General features: G+C 70.6%; 21 protein-coding genes and 1 pseudogene. 9 read left to right on the top strand and 13 right to left on the bottom strand.

Going from position 1 to position 19,305, the window contains the following annotated elements; translation table 11 throughout:
• The first annotated feature begins 181 nt into the window (after positions 1–181).
• The 6 genes from QZ271_RS09970 to QZ271_RS09945 all read left to right on the top strand — a co-directional run bounded on the left by QZ271_RS09970 (position 182) and on the right by QZ271_RS09945 (position 5,029).
• Complete coding sequence (locus tag QZ271_RS09970; protein WP_291431015.1) at positions 182–766, top strand: hypothetical protein; 585 nt, start codon at positions 182–184, stop codon at positions 764–766.
• A gap of 76 nt (positions 767–842) precedes the next feature.
• On the top strand, positions 843–1,430 hold the full coding sequence (locus QZ271_RS09965) for a DedA family protein (protein ID WP_291431013.1): 588 nt from the start codon (positions 843–845) through the stop codon (positions 1,428–1,430).
• Between the two features lie 133 nt (positions 1,431–1,563).
• Positions 1,564–2,400 (top strand): endonuclease III, encoded by an 837-nt coding sequence (gene nth / locus QZ271_RS09960; RefSeq protein WP_291431012.1) that lies wholly within the window; start codon positions 1,564–1,566, stop codon positions 2,398–2,400.
• Positions 2,401–2,417: 17 nt separating this feature from the next.
• Positions 2,418–3,518, top strand: coding sequence for a 3'(2'),5'-bisphosphate nucleotidase CysQ (locus QZ271_RS09955; RefSeq protein WP_291431011.1), 1,101 nt, complete (start codon positions 2,418–2,420; stop codon positions 3,516–3,518).
• Between the two features lie 4 nt (positions 3,519–3,522).
• Complete coding sequence (locus tag QZ271_RS09950) at positions 3,523–4,098, top strand: GNAT family protein (RefSeq protein WP_291431009.1); 576 nt, start codon at positions 3,523–3,525, stop codon at positions 4,096–4,098.
• Between the two features lie 7 nt (positions 4,099–4,105).
• Positions 4,106–5,029, top strand: a complete 924-nt coding sequence (locus QZ271_RS09945) for an NAD(P)-dependent oxidoreductase (protein WP_291431008.1) — start codon at positions 4,106–4,108, stop codon at positions 5,027–5,029.
• A 529-nt stretch (positions 5,030–5,558) separates the two neighbouring features.
• Here the strand turns inward: QZ271_RS09945 and mnmA are convergent.
• A complete protein-coding gene (mnmA, locus tag QZ271_RS09940; RefSeq protein WP_291431007.1) occupies positions 5,559–6,737 on the bottom strand; it encodes a tRNA 2-thiouridine(34) synthase MnmA in 1,179 nt (392 codons plus the stop codon).
• Positions 6,738–6,897: 160 nt separating this feature from the next.
• Here mnmA and lysA point away from each other — a divergent pair, with 160 nt between their 5' ends.
• A complete protein-coding gene (lysA, locus tag QZ271_RS09935) occupies positions 6,898–8,046 on the top strand; it encodes a diaminopimelate decarboxylase (RefSeq protein WP_291431006.1) in 1,149 nt (382 codons plus the stop codon).
• 458 nt (positions 8,047–8,504) lie between these two features.
• Here lysA and QZ271_RS09930 read toward each other — a convergent pair whose 3' ends face one another.
• The 9 genes from QZ271_RS09930 to ccsA all read right to left on the bottom strand — a co-directional run bounded on the left by QZ271_RS09930 (position 8,505) and on the right by ccsA (position 15,771).
• On the bottom strand, positions 8,505–9,398 hold the full coding sequence (locus QZ271_RS09930) for a carbohydrate kinase (protein ID WP_291431004.1): 894 nt from the start codon (positions 9,396–9,398) through the stop codon (positions 8,505–8,507).
• A gap of 82 nt (positions 9,399–9,480) precedes the next feature.
• Entirely contained in the window at positions 9,481–10,074 is a 594-nt protein-coding gene (locus tag QZ271_RS09925) for a ubiquinol-cytochrome c reductase iron-sulfur subunit (protein WP_291431002.1), read from the bottom strand.
• A 2-nt stretch (positions 10,075–10,076) separates the two neighbouring features.
• Complete coding sequence (locus QZ271_RS09920; protein WP_291431000.1) at positions 10,077–11,126, bottom strand: c-type cytochrome; 1,050 nt, start codon at positions 11,124–11,126, stop codon at positions 10,077–10,079.
• Entirely contained in the window at positions 11,123–11,629 is a 507-nt protein-coding gene (locus tag QZ271_RS09915) for a cytochrome c-type biogenesis protein CcmH (protein WP_291430998.1), read from the bottom strand. The genes QZ271_RS09920 and QZ271_RS09915 overlap by 4 nt, the downstream gene beginning before the upstream one ends.
• Positions 11,626–12,201 carry a TlpA family protein disulfide reductase gene (locus tag QZ271_RS09910; protein ID WP_291430996.1) on the bottom strand — a complete coding sequence of 192 codons (576 nt, stop codon included), beginning with the start codon at positions 12,199–12,201 and terminating at the stop codon, positions 11,626–11,628. Before QZ271_RS09910 ends, QZ271_RS09915 begins: the two co-directional genes overlap by 4 nt.
• A 165-nt stretch (positions 12,202–12,366) precedes the next feature.
• Positions 12,367–14,343 carry a heme lyase CcmF/NrfE family subunit gene (locus tag QZ271_RS09905; protein ID WP_291431034.1) on the bottom strand — a complete coding sequence of 659 codons (1,977 nt, stop codon included), beginning with the start codon at positions 14,341–14,343 and terminating at the stop codon, positions 12,367–12,369.
• A 105-nt stretch (positions 14,344–14,448) separates the two neighbouring features.
• Positions 14,449–14,928, bottom strand: coding sequence for a cytochrome c maturation protein CcmE (gene ccmE / locus QZ271_RS09900; protein ID WP_291430994.1), 480 nt, complete (start codon positions 14,926–14,928; stop codon positions 14,449–14,451).
• Positions 14,925–15,056 carry a hypothetical protein gene (locus tag QZ271_RS09895; RefSeq protein WP_291430992.1) on the bottom strand — a complete coding sequence of 44 codons (132 nt, stop codon included), beginning with the start codon at positions 15,054–15,056 and terminating at the stop codon, positions 14,925–14,927. The genes ccmE and QZ271_RS09895 overlap by 4 nt, the downstream gene beginning before the upstream one ends.
• Complete coding sequence (ccsA, locus tag QZ271_RS09890; RefSeq protein WP_291430991.1) at positions 15,049–15,771, bottom strand: cytochrome c biogenesis protein CcsA; 723 nt, start codon at positions 15,769–15,771, stop codon at positions 15,049–15,051. Before ccsA ends, QZ271_RS09895 begins: the two co-directional genes overlap by 8 nt.
• A 227-nt stretch (positions 15,772–15,998) precedes the next feature.
• Here ccsA and QZ271_RS09885 point away from each other — a divergent pair, with 227 nt between their 5' ends.
• Positions 15,999–16,751: a hypothetical protein gene (locus QZ271_RS09885; RefSeq protein WP_291430989.1), complete on the top strand. Its 753-nt coding sequence runs from the start codon at positions 15,999–16,001 to the stop codon at positions 16,749–16,751.
• A gap of 28 nt (positions 16,752–16,779) precedes the next feature.
• Here the strand turns inward: QZ271_RS09885 and QZ271_RS09880 are convergent, their stop codons facing one another.
• The 3 genes from QZ271_RS09880 to QZ271_RS09870 are packed head-to-tail and all read right to left on the bottom strand — an operon-like array spanning position 16,780 to position 18,865.
• Entirely contained in the window at positions 16,780–17,484 is a 705-nt protein-coding gene (locus QZ271_RS09880) for a heme exporter protein CcmB (protein ID WP_291430987.1), read from the bottom strand.
• Entirely contained in the window at positions 17,481–18,161 is a 681-nt protein-coding gene (locus QZ271_RS09875; protein ID WP_291430986.1) for an ABC transporter ATP-binding protein, read from the bottom strand. Before QZ271_RS09875 ends, QZ271_RS09880 begins: the two co-directional genes overlap by 4 nt.
• Before the next feature lie 20 nt (positions 18,162–18,181).
• Complete coding sequence (locus QZ271_RS09870) at positions 18,182–18,865, bottom strand: cytochrome c biogenesis CcdA family protein (RefSeq protein WP_291430984.1); 684 nt, start codon at positions 18,863–18,865, stop codon at positions 18,182–18,184.
• A gap of 225 nt (positions 18,866–19,090) precedes the next feature.
• On the opposite strand from QZ271_RS09870, the pseudogene QZ271_RS09865 reads away from it, so the two are divergent.
• Positions 19,091–19,305, top strand: a pseudogene (locus tag QZ271_RS09865) (transposase); the annotation flags it as partial.

Raw genomic sequence — 19,305 nt, 5'->3', positions numbered from 1 at the left:
GGCAGGCTCCTGCCATGAAGTGCCGAGGGGTTCACAAGCGATCCGGAAGAAATCCCGGTTGCCCACTCCACGCCCGGAACCTGGCCCGCTGCGGCTCCGGTCCGTGCTGCTCGGCAAGCTCCACCCGCTCTGCCCGGTTGTGAAGGCGAGAGCTTCCGGACCCGTGCTCTATACTTCCGGCATGGTTTGCCGTCCGTTTTCCCGCGCCGCCGCGTCCACGCTGCTCCTGACACTGGCCGCCGTGCTCCCGGGATGCTCCCGCACGACCGACACCTTCGCGCCGCACATCAGCGTCACCAGTGACGGCAGCGCCAGCCGCAAGCAGAGTTTCCTGATTCAGGGGTACGTGCTGGACAACGTGGGCGTCACGCAGATCGCCGTGGACGGCAAGCCGATTCCCATCCAGCCGGGCAGCGACAAACTCGCGCGCTTCGAGTTTCAGACGATGCTCAGCACGCCCACCGGCAAGTACACCATCACCGCCCGCGACGCCGCCGGCAACCAGGGCACGCTGGTCCTGCCGGTCAGCGTGGACCCGGTGAAACCCACCCTGAAGATCACCCGCTTCGAGCGCAGCGGCGGCGTGGTGCGCGTCTCGGGCACCGCCACCGACAACAACCGCGTGACGCAGATTCTGGTGGACGGCAACCGCCTGAACATCACCCCTGGCAACAGCGTGGATTTCTACGCCGAAACGACCGGCGTGTGGGCCGACATTGCTGTCACGGACGCCGCCGGCAACACCGCCACCCTGCGCGCCCGCTGAGCCGCTTACCCGCATGACCGCGCCTCATCCGGGCGGATGACTCGCCCACGCGGCGGCGCGGGGTAGCCTGTGCCCCATGCACGATCTGACCGCCCTGATCCTCTCCGCCTCGTACTTCGGTATTCTGGCCATCATCTTTGCCGAAACGGGGCTGCTGGTTGGCTTTTTTCTGCCCGGGGACAGCCTGCTGCTGGCCGCCGGGGTGCTGGCCGCCAACGGTAACCTGAACCTGGGAGGCGTCATGGCCGCGGTGATTGTCGGGGCCGGGCTGGGCTGCGTCGCCGGGTACGGGATCGGGCACCGGTTCGGGCGCAGTATCTTCTCGCAGCCGAACGCGAAGTTCTTCAAGCCCGAGTACATCACCCGCTCTGAACTGTTCTTCCAGAAGTACGGCTGGCTGGCCGTGATCCTGGCGCGCTTCGTGCCGGTCGTGCGGACCCTGGTGCCCACCATGGCCGGCGTGAGCCGCATGCCGCTGGGCCTGTTCAACCTGTACAACCTGGTCGGCGCGGTCCTGTGGGGCGTCAGTGTGCCCGCCCTGGGCTACTATCTGGGCGGCCTGATCCCCAACCTCGACCGGTACATCCTGATCATCGTGGGCGGCGTGATCGTGGTCAGCGTCCTTCCGATCATCTTCAAGGTCGTTCAGGCCCGCCGCGCCTGACGCCCGCGCCTCCCACCGCCCTTGCCCCCATCCGGGGGCTTTTTGCGCGGCCCTGGGACGGCCGCTCACCCGCCCCGCCGCAACCGCGCCCACGCGCACGGTTGCGGGCCCGCCGCGCCGCTAGCCTGCGCGAATGCCCGCCCGCCGCCCGCCCGCTGCACCCGCCGCGCCGCCCGCCCCCACCCAGTCAGCTTCCACTGTGCCAGCCCCGAGCGTTCCGCACACGTTCGCGCTGGTCAGCGCCCGGCTGCAGGCGCAGTACCTGCCCGGTGGCCCCGCCCCCCGCACGGGCCGCCCGGAGACGCTGCTCTCGGGCCTGATCCGCACCATCCTGGGCCAGCAGAACACCCGCGCCGCCGCCGATCGGCAGTGGGCGGCGCTGCGTGAACGCTACCCGCGCTGGGAGGCCGCGCTGCTCGACGGCCCGGACGGCCTGGAGGGCACCCTGAAAGCGGCGGGAGGCGGCCTGCACCGCAGCAAGGCCCGCCATATTCACGCGCTGCTACAGGCGCTGGACGACACCGGACCGCTGAGCCTGGAGGGCCTGCGCGACCAAGCGGACGCCGCCGCCCGCGCCCGCCTGGAGGCCCTGCCCGGCGTGGGCCGACATACGGCCTCCTTGACGCTGCTGTTTGACCTGCGCCGCGCCGCCATGCCGGTTGAGGGGAACCTGGACCGCCTGGCCCGCCGCCTGGAATGGGTGCCGGACGGCTGGACGGCCGCGCGCGTCGTCCGCTGGTTCGACGCGGTCACGCCGCCCACCTGGGCCGCCCGCGCCTCCTTGCACGTCGCGGGCGTGCGGCACGGGCGCGAGATCTGCACGGCCCGCCACCCCCGCTGCGACATCTGCGTCCTATCGGACCTGTGCCCGTCGGCGGCGATACTGGGCCCCACACGTCCTGGCCCCACACTTGCTGGCCCCAGTCTTGCTGGCCTCGCATCCCCCGGACCCGCATCCGGGCGGGCGTGACCGCTATGCTCGGAGGCATGACCGCTCCGCACTTCTCGCATGAACTCTCGGTCGCCGCCGCGCTGGCCCGCGAAGCAGGGGCGCTGCTCCTGGCGCACCTGCGCGCCGGATTCACCGTGGAACACAAGACGAGCGCCGATGATCCCGTCACCGTGGCCGACCGCGAGGCCTCCACGCTGATCACGACTGCCCTGGCCGCCACGTTCCCCGACGACGGTCTCCTGAGCGAGGAGGAACCCGACGACCACGCCCGCCTGAACCACGACCGCGTGTGGCTCGTGGACCCCATCGACGGCACCAGGGAGTACTCGACGGGCCTGCCCGACTACTGCGTCAGCATCGGCCTCGTATTGGGGGGGCAGCCCATTCTGGGCGTCGTGTACGCCCCAGAAACCGATGAGTTATACACGGGCGTGGTGGGCCAGGGCGCGTTCCTGAACGACCAGCCTGTCGCCGCCCCCGGCCCCGGCCCGGACTGGCGCGTGGCCGTGTCCGATACCGAATACACCCGCGAACTGCACGCCGCGTCCCTGAACGGCATGAAGCCCAGCGGCAGCATCGCCCTGAAACTTGCCCGGATTGCGGCGGCGCAGGCCGACGCGACCTTCAGCATGTCCCCTCGCAGCGAGTGGGATATCGCCGCTGGGCACGCCCTGCTGCGCGCCGCCGGGGGCGAACTGACGCGCCGCGACGGGCGCCCCATCACGTACAACCAGCCGCACCCGCACCTGGAGCAGGGCCTGATCGGCGGTCAACCCGGTGCGGTCGCGTGGCTCGCCGGGCAGGTGCGCGCCCTGCGCCTGCCCACCGCGCACCTGGGCTTGCAGGCCCACGAGCCCGCCTGGGCCGCCCTGAGCCCCGCCGACCGCACGGACCTTCAGGGGCACCCCGGCGTGAATATCCGCCACGCCGACGGACAGCTGCTGGCGCTGCTGGTCGTGAACCCCGAGACCCGGCAGGTGCAGCGCGCCGAGGGAGACGCCTTTCACCTCGACCGCCTGACACGGGACGTGACGCGCGCCCTGGGGCCTGTCGCGCTGGATACCGTCCCGCAGAATGCCGCCGCGCTGGATACCGCTGCCCTGGATACCTCTGTCCTGGATACTGCCGAGACCTGAACGCATGACCGACCTCCCCCCGCACGTCACCCTTAAAGCCCTGCTGGACTTCACGCCGCCCGAGTGGCGCGCCCTGCACTCCTTCTTCCGCAGCCGCGAACTGGCCGACTGGAACGACGCCAAACCCATCTGCATGCCCGAGTGGCTGTTCCGCCGCGTCATGCAGGACGAGGAACGCACCGGGGAACGCCACGGTTTCGGCGTCATGGACGAACACGGCCGATTGATCGGCAGCGCCGAACTGTACGACCTGCGCCCCCCACCCCCCCTGAGCGCCACGACCGGCACGCTCGGCGTGATGATCGGCTACCCCGAGCTGTGGGGACGCGGCTACGGACGCAAGGCCGTGCAGGCCCTGCTGCGCTGGGCGTTCCTGGAACGGGAATTCCCGCTCTCCCGCATCCGCCTGACCACCTTCGGCCACAACCGCCGGGCGCAGCGGGCGTTCCTGGCCTGCGGCTTCCGCGAGGTCGGCCGCACCGAACGGCAGGGCCGCACCGACGTGCACATGGAACTCACGCGCAGCGAGTGGCTGACCCTCCAGGAGTCCCCGAACCCGCCCACCCCTGAAGGGGAATAATGCGGGTATGCGTGTCCTGCTGCCAGACCTGCCCGACTTCCGCGCCCTGAGCCAGCCCGACGAGAGAGGTGTGCCCGGCGTGACCCTCGACCACTACGACCGCGCGCACGTTCCGGACGGCCCGGCCGACGGCGTGGTCCTGTGGATGACCAGCGAGCAGACCCGCGAACGCCTGCTGCGCACCCCCGGCCTGAAATGGGTGCTGACCCTGACCGCCGGCATTGACCACGTTCAGGGCCGCCTGCCAGACGGCGTGGCCCTGTTCAACGCCAGTCGGCTGCACGACCGCGCCGTCGCCGTGCACGCCCTGACCGGCATGCTGGCCGCCGCGCGCGGCCTGCACGTATTCCGGGACGCGCAGGGCCGCTCGCAGTGGGCCAGTCCGACCCTGCCCAGCGACTCGCGCCTGGGCACCCTGAACGGCCTGAACATCGTCCTGTGGGGCCACGGGCACATCGGCCGGAACCTCGAGGAACTCCTCGCCCCGCACGGCGCGCACGTGCGCGCCGTGCGCAGCACCACCCCCACGGAAGAACGCGACGACCTGCTGCGCGCCGCCGACTGGGTCGTGCTCCTGCTGCCCAGCACCCCCGACACGCGCGGCATCGTGAACGCCGACACCCTGGCCCTCCTGAATCCCGGCGCGTGGCTCATGAACGTCGGGCGCGGCAACCTGATCGTCACGGACGACCTGGTCCAGGCCCTGCGGGAACACCGGCTGGGCGGCGCGTTCCTCGACGTGACCGACCCCGAACCCCTGCCCGCCACGCACCCGCTCTGGCAGATGCCGAACGTGATCATCACCCCTCACATCGCCAGCACCACCACCGACCTCGTCCGGCGCGGCGCGCACCTGACCCGCGACTTCCTGATCGACCTGCAACAGGGCCACGAACCCGACGGCCGCGTCGCGCCCGGCGGCACGTACTGAATGGGTACTGGTACCCATTCCGATTGAGTCGGTGCAGTGCCAAATCAATTCGAGCGGACGTGAGCAGGAAAAATGGACGCCCCTTAGCGGTATGGAGCCGCAGGCGGCGCTTTTCCGACTGTGGTGGAATTTAGCGGAATCCGTATCACATCTCTCAGTGGTTCTCGGGGGCGGGCACACTGCCGGGTTGGCACGTAATTCCGCGATTCGCGGATGAACCGATGGCCGGCCAGGGCATCCGCAGTCACCTGAAAGCCGTGGAAAACCGGCGCCGGCGCTGAGACTGCGCCCCACTGTGCCCAGCGCGTGGCTGCTGGAGAATTCGAACTCCGGTTCAAAGGGCTGCAAGCTGTTCAACCCGAGCAAACTCGGAGAGCTGCGTCGCTCAGCGAGCAGGAGAGAAGCGGCTTGCGGCCCTAGCATGCCGGGCGCCGCTGGGGGTTTCGAACGAGACAGACGGCAGTCTGTCTAACGTCCTGGACATCGGGTGCGCGGGTTGCCACGGGAAACCGGCGCAGGTGCGCCAGCATCAGGACAGCAGGACGGCCGGTCCTTTCCTGGGTGGGGCCTTGGCTTCCGGCAGGGTGGGCACGTGGTCCTCGATCAGCCCTCCGCCCAGCAGGCGCGGCCCGGCGTACAGCACGGCGCTCTGGCCGGGCGCAACCGCGAACTGCGGGTCCGCGAAGGCCAGCTCGAAACCGCTCTCGTCGGTGCGCACGACGCGGGCCTTGACGGGCGCGGTTCGGTAGCGCACCTGAACCTCTAACTCGTCGGGCAGGTCGGTCAGGTCGATCAGGTAGTTGGCACCCTGCGCCTTCAGGCCGGTCCACAGGCAGTCGTCGTAATCGCCCACCCAGACGGTGTTCGTGTCGGGCGCCAGGTGCACGACGTGCCGCACGCGGTGCGACTGGTACAGGCCCAGGCCCTTCTTCTGGCCCAGCGTGTAGAACTGCGTGCCCAGGTGCTCGCCCACGACCTCGCCGCTGCTGATCTCGCGGATGAATCCCTGTGCCTGGGGAAGGTGCTCGGCCACGAAGTCCTGCACCTTGCCGGGCACGAAGCAGATGTTCTGACTCTCGGGTTTCTGCGCGGTAAGCAGGCCGCGTTCCTCGGCGATCTGACGCACCTGCGGTTTCTCCAGTTCGCCCACCGGGAACAGGATGAACGGCAGCGCGTCACGCGGCGTGCCCCACAGGAAGTACGTCTGATCCTTGCGGGGATCGTCGCCCCGGTGGAACTCCACCTCACCCTGCGCGTTCTCCACGCGTTTCACGTAATGCCCGGTCGCCACGTACCGGCAGCCCAGCATCTTCGCCTTCTTCACGAGTTCGTCGAACTTCACTTTCGTGTTGCAGTTCACGCAGGGATTTGGCGTGCGCCCCCGGCTGTACTCGTCGATGAACGGCCCCACGATGTGCCGCTGGAACTGCTCACGGTAATCCAGCAGGTAGAACGGCACGCCCACCTGCTCGGCCACCCGCCGCGCCTCGTAGGCCGCGTCCGGCGAGCAGCACGAATCGAAGGTGTCCGTGCGCTTGTCATCCGGCCAGAAGCGCATCATGGCGCCCACCACCTGATACCCCTGATCCTTCAGCAGCGCCGCCGTCACCGAGGAATCCACCCCGCCCGACATGGCGCACAGCACCCGCTCGCCCGCCACAGGGGCCGGAACAGGAACGGAGGGGGTAGGCGAGGTGGGTGCGCTCATACAGCCGCGCAGCTTAACAGACGGGCACAAAAGCGGCGGTGATGTGCGCGGCAATTCAAGCCGCTCATCCCCGACCAGCCCGCCCCCAGAGGCCCTGCGCCGGTGTGGACCCCACCACCCGGCCCCCACCCCACCGCGGGCCGCCCGGTACACTCCCGGCATGAGCATCCCCGCCGACGCCCTTCACGCCGCCGCGCAGCACTACGGCACACCCCTGTACGCCTACGACGCCGCCGAACTCGACGCCTCGGTGGCCCGCGTCCGCGCCGCATTCGGGGACGCCCGCGTGTACTACGCCATGAAAGCCAACCCCAACCTGAGTGTCCTGCGCCGCCTGCAGGCCCAGGAAGTGGGCTTTGAATGCGTCAGCGCCGGAGAGATCGCCCGCGCCGCGCACGTCGGCGTGACCGGCGAGCACCTGATCGTGAACGGCCCCGCCAAGAGTGCCGCCGAGTACGCCCTGGGCGCGCAGCTCGGCGCGACGTTCATCATCGACCGCGAGGAAGAGGTCGGCCTGCTGCCCCCCGCCTCCCGCGCCCTGCTCCGTGTGAACCCCGCCCTGAACGTCAGCACCCACGAGCACCTTGCCACCGGCTCAGCCGACAGCAAATTCGGCGTCACCCCCGAACAGGCCCCGCGCGTGCTGAACGCCCTGCGCGCCGCCGGGCACACCGCCCTGGGCCTGCACGTCCATATCGGCAGCGCCATCCGCGACGCGCAGGACTTCACGGCCGCGTTCGCCCGCCTGAACGACCTGCGCCCCCACACCGGCCCGCTGGCCGTCCTGGACGCCGGGGGCGGCTGGGGCATCGACGCGGACCTGCCCGGCATCGCCCGCGAAGCGCACGCCGCCGCCGCCATCTTCGGCGCCCAGCTGTGGGTCGAACCCGGCCGCTCCCTTGTCGCCACCGCCGGGACCCTCCTCACCCGCGTGGTCGGCACCAAAACCACCGGTCGCCGCTTCGCCCTGCTCGACGCCGGCATGACCGAACTCCTGCGCCCCATGCTGTACGGCGCGCAGCACCCCGTCACCCCCCTCTGGCAGCGCAGCGGGACGGCCCAGTGGGACCTCGCCGGTCCCGCCTGCGAGAGCGGCGACCTGCTGGGCCGCGACGTGACCCTGCCCACCCCCCACCCTGGCGACCTCCTGGCCATCCACGAAGCCGGTGCGTACGGCGCCGCCATGAGCAGCAACTACCTCACCCGCCCCCGCCCCCCCGAACTCCTCTGGGAACGCGGCCAGTGGACCGTCATCCGCCAGCGCGAAACGCCGCAGGACATCTGGCGCATGGAAGAGAGCGGAGCGTAAACCGTGCGTAAAGGGCATCGTTCAGCGGCGAGCGTCCGCACGTCGCAGGAGAGGCAGGCGCAGGTGCGGCCCCGCCCGGATGTGGCGTGCCGCGCCTGCTCGTCCGTGAACGTGACGGTGCAGTTCGGGAGGTACGGGTAGGGTACGACCTGAAGTGCGCCGACTGTGGTGGCAACACGCCGGCCAAGCCGGTGTGCGCGGCGTGCGGTCAGCCGGGCAGGGTCAGCAGACGTGGGCTGGAGTTCACGGCGACCTGCGCGGGCAGGCACACCTGGGCGTACTGGGCCAACCCGGCCTGATACGGATTCCGATTGATTCGGTGCACTTCTGAATCAGTCCGAGCGGACGCGAGGAGAAAGGGCAGACGCCCCTTCGCGGTATGGAGCCGCACTCCGCGCGGTTTATCGACAAGATAAACGCAGTGTACTCAGCAACCACCACTGTTGAACCATCGACGCCTACAGACTCAGGTCGGCGCGTGTGGGTGCGTACGCACCGGCGTGCGCGCAGGCCGCGGCGGCGGCGTTCAGGCCGACGCGCAGGTGCTCACTCCACGGGGCGGCGGGGCGCTCGGAGGCGCTGACGAGCAGGCCCGCGCACAGGGCGTCCCCGGCCCCCACGGTATCCACGACCTGCACGGGCGCGGCGGGTAGGTTCGCCTGTCCGGCCGCGTGGTACAGGGCCGCGCCCTGCGCGCCGCGCGTGATGATGATGGGTGCCTGGGCGTTCAGGTTCCTCAGGCGGCGCAGCACGTCCGCCTCGCTGACACCGGGAAAGAAGAACGCGAGGTCCTCGTCACTGAATTTCATCAGGTCCGCGCGGCGGGCGACGGACTCGAACACCTCGGGGTAATCCGGGTGGCGGTGGGTGACACGGGCGTTCGGGTCGAAGCTGATCTTCACGCCGGCCGCGCGGGCCGTTTCGATCAGGCCCAGCAGCGTGTCTGCCAGCGGCCAGCGCGCCAGGCTGATGCCGCCCACGTGCAGCCAGCGGGCCCCGCGCAGCCACCCGGCGGGCAGGCGCGTGGGATCGAAGTGCAGGTCGGCGCTGTTCTCCCCCAGGAAACGGTACGCGGGCGGGTCGGCGCTGTACACCACCGCCAGCAGGGTCGGGGCGGGTACGCGCTGCACGAAGCGCATGTCCAGTCCGGCCGCCATGGACGCGCGGATCAGGTCATCCCCGAAGTTGTCCTGCCCCACCGCCCCAGCAAACGCGCTCGGCACCCCCAGTGACGCGCACGCCCGCGCCACGTTCCAGGCGGCGCCGCCCGGATGGGCGTGCCAGGCATTCCCCCCGGCGGTCACGAGGTCGGTCAGGGCCTCTCCGGCACTCACGATGAACGGTAATTGCATTTCCGGAACTCTAGCGCGCGCGTTGAGCTGGGTCGCGCACGCTGGCGACCCGGTTCGCGGCCCGGATCATCCAGCGTCCGTATCATCCCGTGAACTCCGGGGCGGGCTCGATGCCGGTGGCCCACAGGTCCGCGCCGCGCCGCTGCAACTGCACGCGCGGCAGGGGCAGCAGCGCCTTGCCGAACACGGCCTCGCCGGCCCGCAGCGGGTCGAACACACTGTAATGGCAGCGGCATCCCAGTTGCGGGTGCTGCTCGTCGCTCGGCGGACGGTAGTTAAAGGCGAAGGCCAGGATCTCTGGGTCGCGCACGAGGTTCACGTGGCAGCCCAGGTGCGTGCACACCCGCGAGTACGCGATCAGGAACGATCCGCCGTCCGGCAGGGCGCCCGGCACGTCCTGCGGGACGCGCAGCGCCGTGCAGGGTCGCCCCGCGTACGTGAAGGTCCGCTCGGCCCACTCGCCGCTCAGGTCGCTCAGGGCCGCCACACGCGCAGGCGGCGCCGCGCGGAAGTCAGGTGTGCCGGGCGAGCGTTTTCCGGTCATGACGCGCGTGGCGTACCAGCCCATGTACCCGAACGCTCCGGCCGTTCCGGCGACCGGAAACAGCCACCAGCGGTCCAGCAGGGCACGGCGGGTCAGGCGGCGGGCCGGGGTCGGGCTGGGGTCGCCCGGCACGTTCAGCGCCCTCCCGTGTTCTGCCAGCTGCCCAGCAGCTTCAGCAGGGCGTTCAGGTCACGGCTGCTCAGGTTCGGGTAGGCGGGCATGGCGCCCCTGCCCTGCACGATGACCTGCCGCGCGGCCTCGCGGGTCAGGGCCGATTCCCGCAGGCTGGGGCCCAGGCCACCGCCGCCGCTGGGGCCGTGGCAACTGGCGCAACTGGCGGCGTACACGCGGAGCGCCGGGTCGCTGTCGTTCTGGCGGGCGCGGATGGCGGTGATCAGGTCGTCGGCGTCGCGGCCGCTGGGGTCCAGGGTGCGGTAGCGTTCCAGCGCCGCGAGGGCCTGGTCGTCCTCGCCGAAACGGGCAAGCGCGAAGCCCAGCAGCAACTGTGATTCCGGTTCTTTCGGCGCGAGTTGCGCGCCCGTGCGGATCAGCAGCGCGGCCCGCTGCGCGTCCTCGGCACTCAGGGGCTGCCCGGTCTGCTCGCCGCGCGTGAGCAGCAGGATGCCCAGCCGGCGCAGCGCCTCGGGTTGCCGGGGGTCGAGTTTCAGGGCGTTCCCGTACGCCGTGACCGCCTGATCGTAGCGGGAGGAATCGAAGGCCGCTTTGCCCCACGCGAGGTAATCGGCGGCCGCGCCGGTCCGCTCGGCCTGCGCTTTCAGCCCCGGCAGGCGCAGCGTGGCCTGCACGCTGGCCGCCTCTGACGGTTGCAGCGACGCCAGTTGCCAGCGCGGCACGAAGGTCACGGCGCCCACCACCGTCAGGGCGAAGGCGGCGGCCAGCGCGATCAGGGCCAGGGTGCGGGTGCGCGGCGCGGGGCGCGGCTGGGGGGGCAGGGCGTCCAGGGCGCGCAGGGTCAGCGCGGCGCGGCGTTCCAGGTCCGGTCGGCGGCGGTCGCCGTCCGGTTCCCCCGGCAGCGCCGCGAGTTCCGCGTACAGCTGCGCCTGCTGGGTACTCAGGCGGTCGCGTTCCGGGGCGTCCGGGTCGCTGGGCTGACCGGACCGCAGGGGTTCGAGCACCACCCACAGCGCGGCCCCCACGATCAGGATCAAGCTCAGGACGCTCACGCTTTCCCTCTGTCGGTGGGGTCGCCGGGCGCGCGGGTCTCGCGGCGCACCTGTTCGAGGAACGGATCGAAGGCCTCGTCCGGGGCGGCGGAACCCGCGTGGCCCGGAGCGCGGCGCAGGAACGACCACAGAAACACGCCGCCCAGCGCCAGCGCCAGCAGGGGCGCGCCCCACAGCAGCAGGCCCCGGCCGGTCTTGGGCGGGTCGAGCAGCACGAAATTCCCGTACCGCTGCGAGAAGAACACGTAGATGTCCCCGTCCGTGCGTCCGGCGGCCACCTGCTCGCGCACGGACTCGCGCATCTTCACGCTGATGTCACTGCGGGAATCCGAGATGGACTCGCCGGTATCGCACAGCGGGCAGCGCAGGTTCTTCTGAATCGCCAGGGCGCGCTGCTCCTGCGCGGGCGTCAGGGTCGGCGCGCCGGTCTGCGCTGCGCTCCGGCTCCAGCCCGCCAGGAGCGCCAGGAGGCCCAGCAGGGCGGCCAGCACGGGACGGCTCACAGGGCGGGCACGCCGATCTTTTCCAGGCCGACGTTCAGGCGTTCGCGTGTCAGTCCGCCCCGGTCCATGTGCTGCACCACGCCGTCTCGGTCAATGAAGACCGTTTCCGGAATGCCGCTCACGCCGTACTCCACGCCGGTATTGATGCCCGGGTCTTTCAGGTTCGGGTACGCCAGCGCGTACTCGCGGATAAAGTCCCGCGCACTCTGCTCGTTCGTCTCCTGAAACAGCACGCCCACGACCGCCAGACCGTTCCCGCCGGCCTGCCGGGCGCTCAGTTCACGGAACATCGGGGCTTCCTCGCGGCACGGTCCGCACCACGACGCCCAGAAATTCAGCACGACCGGGCGGCCCCGCAGGCTGGTCAGGCTGACCTCCGCGCCGTCCAGGCTGTCCAGGGTGAAGGCCGGGGCGGGCTTGCCGATCAGCGGCCCGCCGGTCGTGGCGTTACGCGCGGGTTGCAGCAGCGCCGCGCCCAGGCTGGCCACCAGGGCCGCCGCGATCAGGGGAGGCAGGAAGCGCCGCCACGCGGGCGCCTGTGGGTTCGGGGAGGAAGGAGGCGTGTGGGTCATAGGGGTCCTTTTTTAGGGTCTGGCCTTTTCGGGGGTCTGGAACCGGCGCAGTTCGTCCGGTAAACGTGGCCGCGCAGGCGGTGAAGGGACGGGAGAGGGATGCGGGTACTTAAGTACCTTGAAGCTCACATTGCGCCCTGCCGGGAAAGCACCGGAACCCCTCCATTAGTCGGTCGCGGCGGCCAGTCCGGACGGCGCCCGCACGGTGGCCCGGCGGGGCGAGGCCAGCGTGAGGGCAGCGCCCCCGCAGATGATCAGGGTGCCCCACCAGATCCACGACACCAGCGGCGACTCGATCAGGCGCACGCTGGCCCACCGGCCGCCGGGGTCCACGCTGGTCATCACGAGGTAGGTGTCACCCAGCGGGCCGTAGCGCACGGCGGGCGACGGGAAGGCGGTGTTGCCGCCCTGCGTGTACGTGTTCAGCCGCGCCTGGAAGGGCCGCCCGTCAATCTGAACGTTCGCCACGACCGCCTTCCCGTCCCTGCGGGTCACGGATTCCAGGCCGGTCAGTTGCAGGCGCTCGGCCAGCAGTGTGACGGGCGCGGCGTTCAGGTTCAAGGTCACCTGCGCGTCCCGCCGGAACGACCCGCTGAACGCCAGGCCCAGCGCCACCACGATCAATCCCAGGTGCGCCAGGTACGCGCCGTAGCGGCGTGGCTGCGCGCCCAGCGCCGCGCCCAGACCCCCGGCCTGCCGGGCGGCGCGCTTACTCAGCAGGATCAGGCCCACCACGTTATACGCCGAGAGGGCGATCGTCCCCAGCACCCCGGCGTGCCGCACGCCCAGCGCGAAGGCCACGGCGGCGGCGGCCGCGCCGCTGACCATGAGCGGGACGAGCGCCCGCTGCACGCTCTGGCCATCCGCGCGCCGCCACGGCAGCAGCGGCCCCACGCCCATCAGGGCCAGCAGGCCCAGCCCCAGCGGAATGGCGAACGCGTTGTAGAAGGCCGGGCCGACGCTGGCGTCCCGGCGTCCCTGCGCGGCCTCCACGAACGTTGGGAACAGGGTACCCACCAGTACCATCACCGCGAACACCAGGAACAGCCAGTTTCCGGCCAGAAACGCGCTCTCGCGGCTCAGCGGGGCGGGCGGCTCGGCCTCGTCGCGCAGGGCCGGGGCGCGCCACGCGGCCAGCAGCGTGCCCGATACCAGCAGGAACGCCAGGAAGCCCAGGAACACCGGCCCGACCGGTCCGCCCGCGAAGGCGTGCACGCTCTGCACGATGCCGCTGCGGTTCAGGAAGGTGCCGAGCACGGTGCTGGAGTACGCCAGTACGATCAGCCACACGTTCCACGAGCGCATCAGGCCCCGGCGTTCCTGAATCTGAATGGAGTGCAGGAACGCGGTGGTCAGTAGCCACGGAATGAAACTGGCGTTCTCGACCGGGTCCCACGCCCAGTACCCGCCCCAGCCGAGCGTCTCGTAGCTCCACCAGCCGCCGGCCACGATGGCGGCCGTCAGGAACGCCCAGGCAATCAGCGTCCAGCGGCGCGTGACGACCACCCAGTGATCCGACAGGCGGCCCGTGACGAGCGCCGCGACCGCGTACGCGAACGGCACGCTCAGGCCCACGAACCCCAGGTACAGCAGCACCGGGTGCACGGCCATCATCCAGTGGTTCTGCAGGGCCGGGTTCGGGCCGCGCCCGTCCAGCGGTACGGTCGCCACCGGCGTGAACGGCGAGGCGACCGTGGCCACCACGCCCACGAAGAACAGCAGGCTCACGAACATCGCGCCCAGCGCCCAGGGCCGCAGCGCGTCGCGGCGCAGCGTGAGGCTCAGGATGAAGCTAAAGCCGCCCAGCAGCCACGTCCACAGCAGAATGCTGCCCTCCAGCGCCCCCCACAGCGCCGTGACCTTCACCCAGGTCGGAGAGGCCCGCATGGAATGTTCGGCCACGAACCGCACCGTGAAATCGTCACGCAGCAGCGCCGTCAGCAGGATCAGGATACCCAGCGTCAGCAGCGCGAACACCGCCCAGGTGGAGCGGCGGGCCGCCTCGGTCACGCGGGCGTCGCCGCGCAGGCCACCCAGCACCGACAGCAGCAGCCCCCCCACGCTGAAGGCCAGCGCGCCCAGCAGGCTCAGTTGCCCCAGCGCGCCCAGCGGACTGGAGGAGAACGAGATCAGGTTCAGCACATTCACAACGGGTCACCTCTCTGATGGGGCCGCGCAGGGCGGTGGCAGAGCCCCGGCCCGCACCGGGCGGCCGGCGATGCTGCGTGGCCGGGCACAGCGCCTGGCTTACTCGGTGGTTTTCAGCAGGTCCTTGAGTTCCGCCTGCGTTTTCGGGACCCTGTACTCCTCGCTGTGCTTGACCACCAGGTCCGAAGCGTGGAAGGTGTTCCCCTCGAACTCACCGCGCACGACCACGCCCTGATTCTCCTTGAACAGGTCGCTGACGGCCCCCTGGTACTGTACGGGGAAGCTGGCCCCGCCGTCCGAGACCACAAAGCGGAGGTTCAGGGACTGCGGGTCGTACTGCACGTCCCGGACCAGCCCGCCGATGCGGATCAAGCGGCCCTGAAGCTGCGCCTGCTGCTGCTGGTACTCGGTGGGCGTGACAAAGTACTCCAGCGAGCGGTTCAGGTTCCCGAATGCGATAAAGCCCGTCAGGCCCACCAGCGCGGCCACGCCGAGAACGGCCGGCCAGGGACTGCGCCGCCGCCGCCGGGCCTGCCCCAGCTGCCCGCCCGGGGGCAGGGGAGAGGACGGGTCGCTCACCGCGGCGCTCCGCCTGCTGCTTCGTCACGTGTGGCACGCAGCCGCAGCCAGATCCAGGCGAGGTACCCGACCAGCAGCACGAATGTCACGACGTACACGACCACCACGTAAGCGGTGTACTTATCCACGGGCTACCTCCACGCGGGCGTGAGACACGCCCAGTTCATTCATCAGTTCGCGTTCCTCACGGGCTTCCTCACGGGCGGCCAGTGTGCCGCGCACCCGCAGCATGTACAGATACAGGAACGTGAAGGCCACGACCGCCATGAGGAGCACCCAGCCGTAGATCGGAGCCGCGTCGAATCGTGGTTTACCGAGCAGTTTCAGCGTCTGCGTCTGGTGCACGCCGCGCCACCACTCGACCGCCATGTAATTCACGGGCACGTACAGCGTCCCCACGATGCCCACCACGGCCGACACGCGCGCCCGGCGTTCCGGATCGTCGATCAGCGAACGGATCAACAGGTACCCGCCGTACACCACGAGGCTCAGCGCGGTGGTCGTCAGGCGGGCGTCCCAGACCCAGTACGTGCCCCAGGTCGGCTTGGCCCACAGCATCCCGCCCACGATGGTCGCCACCGTGAACAGCACCCCGATCTCGGCGCTGGCCATCGCCAGCCGGTCCCAGCGGCGCTGACGCTGCAACAGGTACAGCAGCCCGAACAGGCCCGTGCCGCCGTACGCGAGGTAACTCAGCCACGCGCTGGGCACATGCACGAACATCAGCCGCACCAGCGACCCCTGATTGATGTCCAGCGGCGCACTCAGGCCCAGTCCGACCGCGATCAGCAGCGTGACCACAGTCGCGCCGCCCAGCAGTGTTGTCGTGAGGTCTCTCTTCATGTCGCTCCCCCCATTCTGAACCCCGGACGTGAGTTGGGACCGTGACGGTCACCGCGCCGGGCATTCCAACCGAATACCCGCAGCATCGCGCCCAGGCGCCTATGCGGGCAAGTGCGAGTGTCCCCACGCGCCGCACCAGACCCGCGCCCCCCGCGGTATCATGAGCGCTCCAGGACCGCCGTCTCCCGGCCGCCCCTGCTTCTGTCCCCTACGCCCGAGGATGACCTGTGACCCAGCCTGCCCCCGCTCCTGCCCGCCGCCTGCCCGCCCGCCTGCTGGCGGCCTGCCTGCTGATCGGATCGCCGGGCGGGGCAGCCGCGCCGCAGGCCGTGACCTTCCAGCCCGGCCCCGGCGACGTGTTCCGGGACGTTCCGGACGTGGGCGACCTGGGTCTGTGGCTGCTGACCGGCGTTCCCGGCTCACCCCTGAGGCGCGCCGTATGGAACGGCGAACCGTACCGGGGGCGCACCCTGCGCGAACCCATCAACCTGGTCCTGATCGACCGTTTTGCCCGCACGCCCGAACAGGCCACCGCGCGCATGAACGCCGCGCTGGCCGCCGCCGGGTTCACCCCCACGGACGGTTTCGGGAATGGGCAGGCCGGGTACCACGCGCTGCTGAACGGCGAGCTGCGCGCCCAGCATCCGGCTGTGCCCGGACAGGCGTACAGCGACGGACCCGCCACGGCCTACACCCACCACGGCCTCACCTTCGGCCCGTACCGCGTGGGCAGCAGCTTCGTGTTCACGGGTGCGTTCAACGGCGCTGACCACCGCCCGTCCCTGGCAGGCGAGAGCGACACGGGTACGCAGGTGTTCAACAATTACATGGTTGCCCGCGAGAGCCTCGCCGCCGCCCTGGACCGCAGCAGCGTCTTCCACAAGAAAGGCTACTTCGACCTTCATGCCATTATCGACACGCCCACCGAGACCACCGCCGACTCTGACGGGTGCGCCGTGGTGCTCGTCGCCCGCGACTGACCGTCCCCCGCCCCTGCCTTTCCGGCCCTTACCCTTCGGCGGCGTAGGGGAACAGCAGGGTGGCCAGGATGATGGTCGCCGCGTCAAATACCGCCAGGAAGGTCAGCCAGGTACTCACCTCGGCGTTCCAGATGCCCGAGAGCAGCAGCGTGGTGGCCTTCACGGTGGCGATCACGGCCGGCACCAGGATCGGGAAGGCCAGGGCGGGCAGCAGCGCCTCGCGGGCGCGCAGGCTGACGGTCACGCTGCCGTAGAGGGTCGTTCCGGCCGCGAAGCCCAGCACACCCAGCAGGGTCGTCAGCACCAGCCCGGCCCAGGGCACGCTCCGCCCGGTCTCGGCGGCGCCGAACAGGATCAGTCCCGCCGGAACCGTGAACGCCGCGACCAGCAGCAGCGGCCCCAGCACCCCCAGCAGTTTGCCCAGGTACAGCGCTCCGTGCGGGCCGGGATACAGCAGCAGTTGTTCCAGCGCGCCCGCCTCCTGCTCCTGCGCGAAGGCCCGCTGCGCGCCCACGGCGGCCGCCAGCGCCAGCGCCGTCCAGATCGACCCGGCTGCCAGCGCCGCCGACTGCGCGTCACTGCGGGCCGTGCCGCTCAGGGCCAGGCCCAGGACCAGCAGGACCAGTCCCGCAAAGAAGGCGGTGGCGAGCAGGGTGTCGCGGGTGCGGCCTGCCACGCGCAGGTCCTTGGCCGCGACCGCCCGCACGACCCGCAGGGCCTCGGCGCGGCTCACGCGCCCACCGCCGGGGCCTCACTCAGTACGCCCCCCGACAGGCGCAGGGTGCGGGGTGCGACCTGCCGCGCCAGTTCCGGCTCGTGCGCCGCGATGACCAGCGTACCGCCCGCACCGTGCAGGTCACCGAGCAGGTTCAGCACCAGTTGCCGCCCGGCACCGTCGAGGTTCGCGAACGGCTCGTCGACGAGCGTGACCGGCCGCGCCAGCAGGTGCGCGCGGGCCAGGGCCAGCCGCTTACGCATGCCCGCCGACAGGAACCGCGCGCGGCGCGTGGCGGCCCCGTGCAGGTCCACGCGCCGCAGGGCCGCCCCCACGTCGCCCGACTGGCCGTGCATGGTCAGGGCGAAGCGCAGGTTCTCCTCGCAGGTCAGGTCCGGGTACAGGCCGCCGTCCACCGGCATCAGGTGCACGCACTCGCGCACCGAGCGGTTGTCGCGCAGGTCGAAGCCCAGCACGCGCCCCTCGCCGCGCGTGGGCTTCAGGCCCGCTCCGAACAGCCGCAGCAACGTGGTCTTCCCGGCTCCATTCTCGCCCAGCAGCGTCACGCCCTGCCCGGCCGGAACGTCCAGTGTCACGCCGCGCAGGATCACCTCGCGGCCCAGGCGTAGCCATACGTCCCGCAGCTGCAGCGCGAAGCCCGCATCGGACCCGGCCTCCGTGGCAATGCGGTCCACCGGGCTGGGGTCAGGCCCCGTCAGACGCGCATCCAGGTGGGCATCACCTGATAGAAGAACGTCGCCAGACGCGTGAACTGCCCGGTCAGCATCATGACCCCCACGACCACCAGCAGGGCGCCGCCCACCCGCTCGAACAGACCCGAGAAGCGGTTCAGGCGGCGCAGGTTCAGGCGGTGCCACACCAGCGCGGCCAGCAGGAACGGCGCCGCCAGCCCCAGCGTGTATGCCGCCAGCAGCGCCACGCCGCTGCCCAGGCTGGCCGTACTGGCTGCCAGTCCCAGGATGCTGCCCAGCGCCGGACCCAGGCACGGCGACCAGCCGAACGCGAACGCCGCGCCCAGCGCCACCGGGCCGTACCCGCCCGCGTCGGCCAGGGCGCGCGTGTCCCGCATCAGCAGCGGCAGGCGGATCAGGTCCAGCATGACCAGCCCGAAGAAGATGATCAGCACGGCCGATACCTGCGCCAGCACCGCCTTGTGCGACGAGACCAGACTGCCCAGGCTGCTGGCCGTCGCCCCCAGCGCCATGAACACCAGCCCGAAGCCCAGAATGAACCCCAGCGCCCGCGAGATGGGCGCGCGCGCCCCGCCGATCACGCCCAGGTAACTGGGCACCAGCGGCAGCACGCAGGGACTCAGAAAAGACACCAGCCCCGCCATGAACGCCAGAATCAGGGTCGGAGAGCTCGCCGCTACACTCATGCGCGCAGTCTAGCGGGCCGCGCCGACCCGCACGGGGGCGGGCGTCCCGGCAGGAGCGGCGTCGGGGCCGCCCCTCAGTACCCGACACTTTCCCGGGGGGCTTGAAAAAGTTCGGCTGAGACGCGAGAACAGAACGCGTCTCCCGATGTCCTGGCCAAGCTGACCCGCTGCTTCACCGCGCACTTCCCGGAGTTCCGCAAGAACCAGGTCGAGTTGCTTTCCCTCATGGTGCTCGCACTCCTTGGGGGGAAGGACGTCCGGCATGCCGAACTCGCCTCGCGCTTCCCTGGAAGCGCGCACAACGCCTCCGTCATCCGCTGTGTGGAGCGCTTTTTTGATCGGCATCCCATCCAGCCGGCCGACGTCGCCCGGGTGGTCCTGACGCTCCTTCCCTCCGCGCAACCACGCGAATTCATCCTCGACCGGACGTTCTTGGGCAG

It is taken from the genome of Deinococcus sp., from assembly GCF_018260555.1.
Lineage (GTDB): Bacteria > Deinococcota > Deinococci > Deinococcales > Deinococcaceae > Deinococcus.
The sequence above is the reverse complement of the archived record's forward strand: the minus strand, read 5'-3'. Positions and strand labels throughout refer to the sequence as shown.